This window comes from Haloferax sp. S2CR25, assembly GCF_031624535.1.
In the GTDB taxonomy this organism is placed as follows: domain Archaea; phylum Halobacteriota; class Halobacteria; order Halobacteriales; family Haloferacaceae; genus Haloferax; species Haloferax massiliensis.
The window spans coordinates 121,466-131,297 of sequence record NZ_JAMQOO010000007.1; the positions used below are offsets into that span (position 1 = coordinate 121,466).

Here is a 9,832-nt window from a genome sequence, read left to right on the forward strand (position 1 = left end):
CCGGCCCGTCCGAAGCGGCGTCAGACGCTCGCCCCGTGTTGGTTTCGACCGAGACTCGCGTCGTCGCCGCGACGTTCGGACTCCACTCCACTTCGCCCCCCCGCGCCGTCTTCGCGACGCGGAACGCGCGGCACACGTCGCCTCAGTTCCCGCCGGGCAGACGGACGACCGCGCCCCTTAACGTTCACCGCGTACCGTTAAGGCCCTATCGGCGCTCGCGGACGGCCTCGACCCGACCGGTCCCGCGTTCGAGTCTGACGCCGGCGTCGACCAGCCACTCGCGGGCGCGGCCCTCGCCGTGGACGAGCACCTCGACGAGGTCGCTCGGCTCGTCCACGTCGACGGCGAGTCGCATCGAATCCACCTCGGCGAACGAACAGCCGGCGTCGCGGGCGATTCGCCGGTGGTCGAGGATGGACGCGCCGTGGTAGTCGACGGAGAACTCGGGATGCCGGACGACGAGCGCGTTCGTTCCCCCGCCGAGGCCGGGCGCGGCGACCACGTCGGCGTCGGTCTCGAACAGTCGCGCGAGCGCCGCGGGCGTCGCGAGCGCGAGGTCGGCCATGACGACCGCGACGGGGTCGCCGTCGAATCCGTCGAGTTCGTCGCCGACGACCTCCGTGAGCGGCCGGTCGTCCACGGCGACGGGTGCCTCGACCGAGACGGGCGCGTCCGCGACGACCGCGGGGTCGCCGCCGGCCGCGCGGACCGCGTCGAGCACGTCGCGGAGCATCGAGACCGCAAAGTCGCGCCGCTCGTCGGCGTCGAAAAACGGGGCGAGTCGGGTCTTCGGCTCGCGTCCCCCGAAGGGAACGACGACTCGCACGGGAAATCAGCCCAGTTTGTCGTAGGTCGACTGCTGGGACCGCCAGTAGAGGAACCCACCGACGATGAGCGCGACGACGAGCAGGCCGCCCGCCGCGTAGATGAGCAGTTGGGTCGTCTGACTCGACTGCCGGGCCTGGTTCGCGCTGGTCTCGGCCTCGTTGGCGAGGTTCGTCGCGAGGTTGAACTCCTCGCCGTTGTACGCTTCGACGGCGTTGTTGAACGTCTGTTCGGCTTGCTGCGTGTTGGCCCCACTCGCACGCTGAATCGCGTCCCGCGCGCTGTCGAGTTCGTCGCGCGCGGCGGCGCTCTCCTCGGTGTAGTGGTGGACCGTCCACGAGTCGATATCGTTACTGGAGCCGCCCTCGCGGGTCTGGTCGAGCGAGATTATCGTGAACGTCTGTGCGGGGTCGTAGCTGTACGACTCCACCTCGGGAACGATTCCCGTCACGGTGACCTCCACCTCGCTCGTCCCGTCGGCAGTGGCGATTTCCGCGCCGCTGAAGTTCTGCCCGTCGAAGGACTGCTGGTCGACTCTCGCGCCCGTCTGGTCGTAGTACGCGACGGTCCACGTCACGTCCTCCAGGTCGGTCTGGCCCGCGAGCGTCCACGATTCGAGTTGCGGGCTCCGGTACAGCTCTTCGAGGGTGACCGACGCGGTCACCTGCGTACCGACCTGCGCCTCGTCGGGGACGTCGTCGGACGCGACGCTCACCGCCCCTGCCTGCCCCGCGAAGGCCGACAGGAGTACGACGAGCGCGAGCGCCAGCTTAGAAAAGCGACTCCAGTTCGTCCTCGTCATCGTTTATGAGGGTCTCCAGATTCGAATCACTCTCTTGGCGGATCTCTTCGATGTTGTCCTGTGCTTCGATGGCGACCTGTTGCAGTTCCTTGATGCGCGGGACGTTCGTCACGCCCGACAGGAGGATGACACTCGCCACCTTCTCCGCGCCCGGGATGGGGTAGTCGCCGCCGCGAACTTCCATGGAACCGGTCTGCTCCTCGATCCACTTCCGCCCGCGCTCTATGCCTTTCCGGTTCAGATGCTCCGGCGGACCAGCGAGAACGAGCAGTGCGCGCTCCGCGCCTTCGATCTCACACGGGAGCGTGAGTCGACCGAGCGCGGCCTTGCGGACGAGGCTCGTGATTCGATTGGTCGTGTGCGCCGTGTCGAGGTTGTCGTCGGGCTCGTCGCCGCCCGTCAGCCGAGACAGGAGGCCGCCGCCCTTGTTCTTCCGCGGTTCGACGCCCTCGGAGGCGTAGCCGACGGTCGAGACGCCGCCGCCGGCCAGCGTGTTGATGATCTCCGAGGAGTCGACGACGGACTCCGCGACTTCCTGTCCGTCCTGGACCTCGCCGGCTCCGAAGAGCACGCCGAATCGGTTGACGATTTCCGCGTTGATCTCGTCGTATCCCCCCTGGACCGACTCGCCGGTCTTCCGCCAGGCGTCGTTGTCGAACACGAGGAGGTTGTCGACCTCGCGGACGAACGTCTGGAAGGAGCGCGCGGCGTTGAGCGTGTAGATACCGCCCTCGTCGGACCCCGGCAGGATACCGATCCCGTAGACGGGCTCGGTGTAGATGCGCTTGAGGTGTTTCGCGAGGACCGGCGCGCCGCCGGAGCCGGTGCCGCCACCGAGCCCGGACACGACGAGGAAGGCGTCGACTTCGTGGACGGGGATGCTGTCGATGGCACCCTGTACCTCGTCGATGTCCTCCTCGGCGATTTCGGCACCGAGTTCGTTGTCCGCACCGACGCCGTGTCCCTTCACGCGGGATTGGCCGATGAGGACGCGCTGGTCCTTCGGGATGTTCTTCAGTCCGAGCAAGTCAGCCTTCGCGGAGTTCACCGCGACCGCCGCGCGGACGATTCCCGCGTTGCGCTCCCGGTCGTACTCGACAAACTTGTCGACTACTTTTCCCCCGGCTTGCCCGAATCCGATCATTGCGAGCTTCATAGGTTCAGTCCCCTCGCCATTGCGTGAATTGCAGTACGAACGCGGACATAAGCGTTGTGATGGGGAAGTGTATTTCCAGCATCAGATTATCGGCGAAAAACGGCGACTCGAAACCGGTGTTAATCGGACGTTATCCCCGGAGAGCGTCTCATACCGGCGAAATGGGGCGCAGTTCACGACCGCTTAACTTCGGAAAACGGTTGGAGCGCCGTCAGTTTCGCTCGGCGAGATACGTGCCGAGCGTCTTCATCGACGACACGTCGACGCCGAAGACGCCCACGTCGTTCCGGTCGGTCGTGTTGTCGAACTGGAGCGAGCGGTACTGGTCTTTCCCCATCGGGAAGCCGGGGACCGCCCCCAGAACGGTCAGGCCGACGCCCGCGAGACCCATCGGGAGCGGGACGATGGTGATGGACCTGTTCTCGGCGTCGTACACCATCTCCGTGATCTCGCGGAGCGTGAGCTTTTCCGGCCCGCCGATGCGGTAGGTCTCGCCGACGTGTTCGTCGCCCTCGACGGCGTCGGCGAGCATCGGCACGAGGTCGCCGACCCAGATGGGCTGGAACCGCGTCTTCCCGTTGCCGGGAAGCGGGTACAGCGGGACGCCGGGCGCGAACATCCCCTTGAGCCGCTTCGTGAAGGAGACGAACTCGCCGCCGTCGCCGAAGACGACCGAGGGACGGAAGATGACCCAGTCGAGGCCCGACGACTTGACCGCCCCCTCGGCTTTCCCCTTCGAGCGGATGTAGGCCGTGTCGCCGTCGGTGTCGGCCCCGAGCGCGCTCATCTGGACGAGTCGGGGCACGTCGTGGGCCTCGGCGGCCTTCACGACGTTTTCGGTCCCCTGCCAGTGGACGATGTCGTGCATCCGGTTGCCGCCGCTCGGCTCGAACAGCGGCGAGAGCGCGACGAGGTTGACGACCGCGTCCTTCCCCTCGAACGCGCCCGCGATGGAGTCGTAGTCCGTCACGTCCCCCATCGCCTTCTCGACGCCGTCGGGGAGGTCCTCGCTGTTCGGACTCCGCGACATCGCGGTCACGCTGTGGCCCCGCGACTGCAGTTCGCGGCAGAGGTGGCTCCCGATGAATCCGCTTCCGCCGACAACAAGGACTTTCATGCCGTAATATTCGGCGGAATGAGGGTAAAGCTAACGGGGGAATGAGGTCGATTTCGCCGGCGAACGCTCAGATGCGAAAGACGTTCTCGCGCTCGGCCGCGGTCCGCATCCGCACCGCCCGCGACTGCGACCGCGCTCAGAACAGCACCGAGGGCGCGACCGACCCGTCCGTGCGTTTCACCATCCGACCGATTCGGTCGTAGACGACGAGCTCCTCGGCCGCCGCGGGGCACTCGTCGGGCGCGTCGTTCGGGTGGTCGACCTCCGACTGCTTCGTCGCGAACGCCGGGTCGGTCGGGGACGCCCGCTCGTCGAAGCGGACGACGCTGTACTGTTTGTCCCTCGGTCGGAGGTCGTCCCACCGCTCGCAGGTGGGTGCCACTACGGCGTATATCGGTCCGCGTTGACATTATCGTTGCGGCGGCGCGCTTCGGCGCGCTTTTTCGGGAGCGCCGAGTTGGTAGGGTATGCTCGTCACGCTCGAAGGGCTCGACGGGAGCGGGAAGACGACCGTCTGGGAGGCGCTCCACGACGCGTACCCCGACGCCGTCTTCACGCGCGAGCCCACGTCGGACTCGTGGTACGGAGAGGCTGTCAACCGCGCCATCGACGACGACGACGCCGACCCGCTGGCCACGCTGTTCCTCTTTACCGCCGACCACGCCGACCACCTCTCGCGGGTCGTCCGGCCGGCCCTCGCCGACGGGAACCTCGTCGTCTCCGACCGCTACTCCGATTCGCGGTACGCCTATCAGGCGGCCGCGCTCAGCGACAGCGACCTCCGCCGCCCGATGGAGTACATCATGGGCATCCACGCGGCCTTCACCCGCCCCCCGGACAAGACCATCTACCTCGACGTGGACCCCGAGACGGCCGCCGCGCGGAGCGGCGCGACGAACAAGTTCGAACAGGCGGCGTACCTCGCGGACGTGCGCGCCAACTACGAGCGACTCATCGATGCCGAGCCGGAGCGGTTCGTCCGCGTCGACGCGACGCAGTCGCCCGAGGACGTGCTCGAAGCGGTCGAGGCGGCGCTCGAAGAGATTCTCGCGGAACAGTAACAGTAACTCCCGACCGCTCGCGGCTCACCGCGAGTTCGGGAGGTTCTCGTACTCCTCCGGCGGCGGAACGTAGAGCGTGTCGATGGTGAAGCCGAGCGCGAGCGGCATCCCTATCATCACGCCGAGCGCCGCCGTCGGACTGCCGAGGTCGACGCCGATGCCGAAGACCCCGGAGAACACCAGCGTCGAGACGAACAGCACGAGCGGGATGAGAAACAGGGCGTACAGGACGGACCCCCACCGCGTGTTCAGCCGCAGGCGGAAAAACCGGGTCATGACCGCCGCGATGAGGGTGTGGAGGACGATGAGCGCGCCCATGAGCACGAGGTTGACCACCGAGACCATAGCCGACCTAGGGAGGCGGTGGTCTTTGGCCTGTCGCTCTCGGCGACCCGCTCGTCCGGCGTCGCCGTCGGTCGGACCCCCCGACTCGGAGCGCCTCCGACCGCCCCCGACCGCCCCGCAGACGGGTGACGTTTATCACGAAGGACCGTGACTCACCGCCATGCACCGACTCATCGCAGAGCGCGGGCTGGACGACACGGGGTTCACCGCGGACGACGCCCGCGCCGCCCTCCGCGACATGATTCGAGCGCGCCGGTTCGACGAGCGCGCACTCGCCCTCCAGCGGCGCGGGTGGATGAGCGGCTACCCGCCGTTTCGCGGGCAGGAGGCCTCCCAAATCGGGGCCGCACACGCCATGCGCGACGACGACGTGTTACTGCCGACGTATCGGTCCAACGCCCTCCAGCTCGCCCGCGGCGTCCCGCCGAGCGACATCTTCCTCTTTCGCCGCGGCCACGCTGAATACAACTCCGACCACGACGTGCCGGTGTTCCCGCAGGCGGTCCCCATCGGGAGCCAGATTCCCCACGCCGCGGGCGTCGGCATGGCCGCGAACTACCGCGGCGACGACCACGCGGCGCTGGTCTGTTTCGGCGACGGCGCGACCTCCGAGGGCGACTTCCACGAGGGGCTGAACTTCGCCGGCGTCTTCGACGCGCCGGTCGTCTTCTTCTGTGAGAACAACGGCTGGGCGATTTCGCTCCCCCGCGAGCGCCAGACCGCCAGCGAGTCCATCGCGGCCAAGGCCGACGCCTACGGTATCGACGGGATGCAGGTCGACGGCAACGACCCGCTGGCGGTCAGGGAGGCCGTCGAGCGCGGCTTCGAGAAGGCCCGCGCCGGGGAGCCGGTTCTCATCGAGAGCCTCACATACCGGCAGGGCCCGCACACGACCGCCGACGACCCTTCGCGCTACCGCGACGACGAGCCGGACCTCCCCGAGTGGCGGACGCGCGACCCCCTCGACCGCTTCGAGTCGTTCTGCCGCGAGGGCGGCGTCGTCGACGACGCGGCCGTCGAGACCATGCGCGACGACGCCGACGAGGAACTGCGCGAGGCCGTCGAGCGCGCCGAGGCGACGCCCGAACCGGGGACCGACGAGCTGTTCGACAACGTTTACGAGGAGCTGCCGACGGAACTCGCCCGCCAGCGCGAGGAACACGTCGCGTTCGTCGAGCGCAACGGGCCGTTCGACATCGAGCGCTGAGTCGCGCCCGCCCCCTCAGTCGTCCAAGGAGATGTACGTCTTCGTGTCGGCGACGCCCTGTAACCCCTGCACGTGGCTGGACGCCGTCTTCAGCACCTCGTAGACCGCGTCGGTGTCGACCTCGGCGATGATGTCGTACGCGCCCGCGACGATGTGGGCCTCGGTCACCGTCTCGAAGTCGCGGATGGGACCGAGCAGCTGTTCCGACTCGCCGGCTCCGGTCTTCACCATGATGAACGCGTGAACCATGCGTGAGATATTCTACCACGGTCGTCAAAAGCCTTGCTTCGACCGACCGTGCCCCGCTCGGCCGAACCGGGGGAAGGTTATTTGCCTCCGCCGACATACCTCTCTATCATGCGGTTCGTTATCATTGGTGCTGGACGGGTTGGGCTGCGCACCGCTCGCGTCCTCCGCGAGGAGGGCCACGACATCGTCCTGGTGGAGTTGGACCGCGACCGGGTCAAGCGGGCCCGCGAGGCAGAGTTCGAGGTGGTCGAAGGCGACGGCTCTCGCGAGGAGGTGCTCGTCGACGCCGGTATCGAGGCGGCCGACGCCCTCGGCGCGCTCACCGCCGACCTCAACGTGAACTTCGCGGCGTGCATGATCGGCAAGCACTTCGGCTGTCGGACGGTGCTCCGGGTCGACGAGGACTACCGCGAGGAGGTGTACCAGAAGTACGCCAAGGAGGTCGACGTAATCGTCTACCCCGAGCGACTCGGCGCTATCGGCGCGAAGAACGCGCTGCTCGGCGGCTCCATCCGGGCCATCGCCGACATCGCGCAACACCTGCAGGTCATCCTCGTGACGGTGACCGAGGAGTCGCCGATGAACGGGTACAGCATCGAGGAGGTGGCGCTCCCGGCGAACGCCCGCATCCTCGCGTTCGGGAAGAGAGACGGGCCGATGGGCATCCCGCTTTCGGACGACTCGCTTGAGACCGGCGACCGCGTGGCCGTCCTCGCGGACTTCGACGTGCTCGACGACGTGCGACAGCTGCTCGTCGGCGACGAAGTCGCCACCGCGGCGGGGGGTGCGTGACGATGGTCTACGCCTACATTATGGTCAAGGCCGCGCCCGTCTCCGGCGGCATCGACCAACTGAAAGAGGACCTCTTGGCCGTCTCCGACGGCATCGTCAGCGCCCACATCGTCGCCGGCGACGTGGACTTCATCGTCAAAGTCGAGGTGGACTCGCCCGCGGACGTAAAGGACATCGCCGGCGGCATCCAGTCGGTGTCGGGCATCGAAGACACCCAGACGTACATCGCGATGGACTGAGCACGGACAACGGGGCCAGCCCCGCGGAGCCACCCGAGCCGCGCTCGAACCGAATACGCTCGTTTTTCAGAAGCCCGCGCCGGCGGCGTCTCTCGCGTTCTGGATGAGACTCGTCACCGGCTCGCCGTAGTCGTAACCGGGGATGATGCCCTCGACGAACGTGCCCTCGACGTAGTCGATGACCGCGCCGGCGTCGTCGACGCCGCGGCGCTCGTTGATATCGGCGAAACTCGCCCGGACGACCGCCTCATCGCCCGCGCGCGTCACGTCGGGGTCGAGGTCGTGGTCGCCGGCGACGACGCCGCCCACGTCTTCGAGGCGGAGTTCGAACGTCTCGTACCAGCCGTCTTCGACCACGGGGGCCACGTCGTCGGCGACCGCCGAGAGCATCGGGACGCGCACCTCCACGTCGAACTCGACGCGGCCGCCGTCCCGCGCCGCGACGCCGACGGTGCCGTCGAACGGCGTCGTCACGGACTCGAAGGTTCGGTCGTCAACCGGTTCGAACGACCCGTGGTCGCCGAACGCGCGGCGGACTCGACCGGGGATGTCGTCTTCGCTCATGCACGGACGAAGGTGCCGACGGGAGAAAAGCCCGTTGCGTCGCGAGCGCCCTCGAATCGCCCGCCTGCGGCGGTTTTGGGCGAATGGCGGCACGTTTAAGTATCTCGCCGCACTCCGTTCAGGTGACGCTTCGCTTTGGAGGGCCGAAGCGTCAGCGGGGACCAATCTAGGGCGGCATTCGCCGCGCGGGCCGATCCCGTGCGGCTGCCTATCCCTTTCTCACGAAACTCACGTCCGAGAGCCGCCGGCTCGCGTTCTCGCGCGCCCGAATGGAATCCGAATCGAGTGACGTCCGCCCAGTGCGCGTTCCAGAACCCGAATCGTGACCGACCGAGCCGTCGGTGGCGAGGCCGTCACGGCGTCGCTCGCGTCCGACGGCGATGCTGACGCTCGGCTACAGTTCGCTCGCGGTGACGCCGAGCGCGAGAGCGGCGGCACCGGTCGCGCCGCCGCCCGCGGCCAGCGGCGTCGGGAGGGCGGACACGACGCCGACGACGGCTCCGACGAGGAGACAGACGGCCATGCCGAGGAGCGCGGCGTCGAATCGCGTGATGAGGTGTCCGGGTGTCACGGTCTAATTACATCTCATTATTCGAACTGTCAAAATAGTTGTGGGTGCGGTCCTACTCGCCTCGCTCTCTCACCTCCGGGCCGGTCGCGTCGGCGGTGACCTCGCGCGTCTCGGGTTCGTCACCGACGCGGGCCCGTTCCGGAGCGGCGCTTTCCCGCGCTTCGGTCTCGCTCTCGACGGCGTCGGCTTCGAGGAACGCCGCGGACCGCTCGCGCTCGCCGCGCACCGAGGCGTCGCGCATCCCGAGGGCGATGGCGGCGTCGAAACAGCGGACGGCCTCCTCGTGGAGGCCGCGCTCGGCGAGGAAGAAGCCGCGGTTGTACCACGCCTGCGGGAGTCGCGGGTCGAGTTCGACGGCGCGGTCGGCGCGGTCGAGCGGGGCCGACGAGTCGCCGAGCTCCCACAGCGCGTACGCGAGGTTCGTCTCGGCGACCGCGGCGTACTCGCCGTCGCCGTCGATGCGGAGCGCCTCGCGGTACGCGCCGACCGCCTCGTCGTACTCCCCGAGCTGCGCGTGGGCGACCCCCCTGTTCACCCACGCCTCGCACGCGGTCGGCGAGTCCTCGTCGGCGTAGGTGATTGCGCGTCCGAAGCTGTCGACGGCCTGCTCGTACTCCTCGACGGCGACGTAGGCCAGTCCGACCTCGACGAGCGCCGCCGGGTCGACCGCCTCGGGGTCGATTCCCGCCTCGTCGACGAGTTCGGCGAGGGCGTGGTCGTCCGCCGGGTCGACGAGCCGCCCGTTCACCCGGTACGTCGGCGGGTCGAGGTCGAACCCGTCGTACGGGTTTCCGAACCCCTGTCCCTCCGAGTAGCGGTGTCTGCGCGTCGAAACCATTCGTATCACTTGGCGGGGAACCGAGATAACGTGGTCGCCGCCCGCCGCGGCGGACCGGTCCACGGC

At 68.1% G+C, this 9,832-nt stretch carries 14 protein-coding genes; 4 read left to right on the forward strand and 10 right to left on the reverse strand.

Annotation, left to right across the window (positions count from 1 at the left end; translation table 11 throughout):
- Positions 1 to 205: 205 nt before the first annotated feature.
- The 5 genes from cofC to NDI65_RS16215 all read right to left on the reverse strand — a co-directional run bounded on the left by cofC (position 206) and on the right by NDI65_RS16215 (position 4,282).
- Positions 206 to 826, reverse strand: coding sequence for a 2-phospho-L-lactate guanylyltransferase (cofC, locus tag NDI65_RS16195; RefSeq protein WP_089776647.1), 621 nt, complete (start codon positions 824 to 826; stop codon positions 206 to 208).
- A gap of 6 nt (positions 827 to 832) precedes the next feature.
- Positions 833 to 1,627 carry a hypothetical protein gene (locus NDI65_RS16200; protein ID WP_089776646.1) on the reverse strand — a complete coding sequence of 265 codons (795 nt, stop codon included), beginning with the start codon at positions 1,625 to 1,627 and terminating at the stop codon, positions 833 to 835.
- Positions 1,596 to 2,783, reverse strand: a complete 1,188-nt coding sequence (locus NDI65_RS16205; protein WP_004969204.1) for a tubulin/FtsZ family protein — start codon at positions 2,781 to 2,783, stop codon at positions 1,596 to 1,598. Before NDI65_RS16205 ends, NDI65_RS16200 begins: the two co-directional genes overlap by 32 nt.
- A 211-nt stretch (positions 2,784 to 2,994) precedes the next feature.
- On the reverse strand, positions 2,995 to 3,900 hold the full coding sequence (locus tag NDI65_RS16210) for a complex I NDUFA9 subunit family protein (protein WP_049920600.1): 906 nt from the start codon (positions 3,898 to 3,900) through the stop codon (positions 2,995 to 2,997).
- Between the two features lie 136 nt (positions 3,901 to 4,036).
- A complete protein-coding gene (locus NDI65_RS16215) occupies positions 4,037 to 4,282 on the reverse strand; it encodes a hypothetical protein (protein ID WP_007275612.1) in 246 nt (81 codons plus the stop codon).
- 85 nt (positions 4,283 to 4,367) lie between these two features.
- Here NDI65_RS16215 and tmk point away from each other — a divergent pair, with 85 nt between their 5' ends.
- Entirely contained in the window at positions 4,368 to 4,961 is a 594-nt protein-coding gene (gene tmk / locus NDI65_RS16220) for a dTMP kinase (RefSeq protein WP_007275613.1), read from the forward strand.
- A 24-nt stretch (positions 4,962 to 4,985) separates the two neighbouring features.
- Here the strand turns inward: tmk and NDI65_RS16225 are convergent, their stop codons facing one another.
- Entirely contained in the window at positions 4,986 to 5,306 is a 321-nt protein-coding gene (locus tag NDI65_RS16225) for a hypothetical protein (RefSeq protein WP_007275614.1), read from the reverse strand.
- Between the two features lie 160 nt (positions 5,307 to 5,466).
- On the opposite strand from NDI65_RS16225, the gene NDI65_RS16230 reads away from it, so the two are divergent.
- Positions 5,467 to 6,513, forward strand: coding sequence for a thiamine pyrophosphate-dependent dehydrogenase E1 component subunit alpha (locus NDI65_RS16230; RefSeq protein WP_089776645.1), 1,047 nt, complete (start codon positions 5,467 to 5,469; stop codon positions 6,511 to 6,513).
- 15 nt (positions 6,514 to 6,528) lie between these two features.
- Here the strand turns inward: NDI65_RS16230 and NDI65_RS16235 are convergent, their stop codons facing one another.
- Positions 6,529 to 6,762, reverse strand: coding sequence for an Lrp/AsnC ligand binding domain-containing protein (locus tag NDI65_RS16235; RefSeq protein WP_089776644.1), 234 nt, complete (start codon positions 6,760 to 6,762; stop codon positions 6,529 to 6,531).
- 108 nt (positions 6,763 to 6,870) lie between these two features.
- Between NDI65_RS16235 and NDI65_RS16240 the strand changes: the two genes are divergently transcribed.
- Entirely contained in the window at positions 6,871 to 7,554 is a 684-nt protein-coding gene (locus NDI65_RS16240) for a TrkA family potassium uptake protein (RefSeq protein ID WP_089776643.1), read from the forward strand.
- 2 nt (positions 7,555 to 7,556) lie between these two features.
- Positions 7,557 to 7,793: an Lrp/AsnC ligand binding domain-containing protein gene (locus NDI65_RS16245; protein ID WP_089776642.1), complete on the forward strand. Its 237-nt coding sequence runs from the start codon at positions 7,557 to 7,559 to the stop codon at positions 7,791 to 7,793.
- Between the two features lie 66 nt (positions 7,794 to 7,859).
- On the opposite strand, the gene NDI65_RS16250 is transcribed toward NDI65_RS16245, so the two are convergent.
- The 3 genes from NDI65_RS16250 to NDI65_RS16260 form a co-directional block, all read right to left on the reverse strand.
- Positions 7,860 to 8,357 (reverse strand): DUF5813 family protein, encoded by a 498-nt coding sequence (locus NDI65_RS16250; protein ID WP_310893842.1) that lies wholly within the window; start codon positions 8,355 to 8,357, stop codon positions 7,860 to 7,862.
- A 394-nt stretch (positions 8,358 to 8,751) separates the two neighbouring features.
- Positions 8,752 to 8,928 carry a hypothetical protein gene (locus NDI65_RS16255; protein ID WP_167344077.1) on the reverse strand — a complete coding sequence of 59 codons (177 nt, stop codon included), beginning with the start codon at positions 8,926 to 8,928 and terminating at the stop codon, positions 8,752 to 8,754.
- Positions 8,929 to 8,980: 52 nt separating this feature from the next.
- On the reverse strand, positions 8,981 to 9,766 hold the full coding sequence (locus tag NDI65_RS16260; protein WP_089777272.1) for a tetratricopeptide repeat protein: 786 nt from the start codon (positions 9,764 to 9,766) through the stop codon (positions 8,981 to 8,983).
- Positions 9,767 to 9,832 lie beyond the last annotated feature (66 nt).

Excerpts from the sequence above, each read along its gene's own strand:
- NDI65_RS16200 (WP_089776646.1), bottom strand. The coding sequence starts at position 1,627 with ATGACGAGGACGAACTGGAGTCGCTTTTCTAAGCTGGCGCTCGCGCTC.
- NDI65_RS16205 (WP_004969204.1), bottom strand. The coding sequence starts at position 2,783 with ATGAAGCTCGCAATGATCGGATTCGGGCAAGCCGGGGGAAAAGTAGTC.
- NDI65_RS16210 (WP_049920600.1), bottom strand. The coding sequence starts at position 3,900 with ATGAAAGTCCTTGTTGTCGGCGGAAGCGGATTCATCGGGAGCCACCTC.
- tmk (WP_007275613.1), top strand. The coding sequence starts at position 4,368 with ATGCTCGTCACGCTCGAAGGGCTCGACGGGAGCGGGAAGACGACCGTC.
- NDI65_RS16225 (WP_007275614.1), bottom strand. The coding sequence starts at position 5,306 with ATGGTCTCGGTGGTCAACCTCGTGCTCATGGGCGCGCTCATCGTCCTC.
- NDI65_RS16230 (WP_089776645.1), top strand. The coding sequence starts at position 5,467 with ATGCACCGACTCATCGCAGAGCGCGGGCTGGACGACACGGGGTTCACC.
- NDI65_RS16235 (WP_089776644.1), bottom strand. The coding sequence starts at position 6,762 with ATGGTTCACGCGTTCATCATGGTGAAGACCGGAGCCGGCGAGTCGGAA.
- NDI65_RS16240 (WP_089776643.1), top strand. The coding sequence starts at position 6,871 with ATGCGGTTCGTTATCATTGGTGCTGGACGGGTTGGGCTGCGCACCGCT.
- NDI65_RS16245 (WP_089776642.1), top strand. The coding sequence starts at position 7,557 with ATGGTCTACGCCTACATTATGGTCAAGGCCGCGCCCGTCTCCGGCGGC.
- NDI65_RS16250 (WP_310893842.1), bottom strand. The coding sequence starts at position 8,357 with ATGAGCGAAGACGACATCCCCGGTCGAGTCCGCCGCGCGTTCGGCGAC.
- NDI65_RS16260 (WP_089777272.1), bottom strand. The coding sequence starts at position 9,766 with ATGGTTTCGACGCGCAGACACCGCTACTCGGAGGGACAGGGGTTCGGA.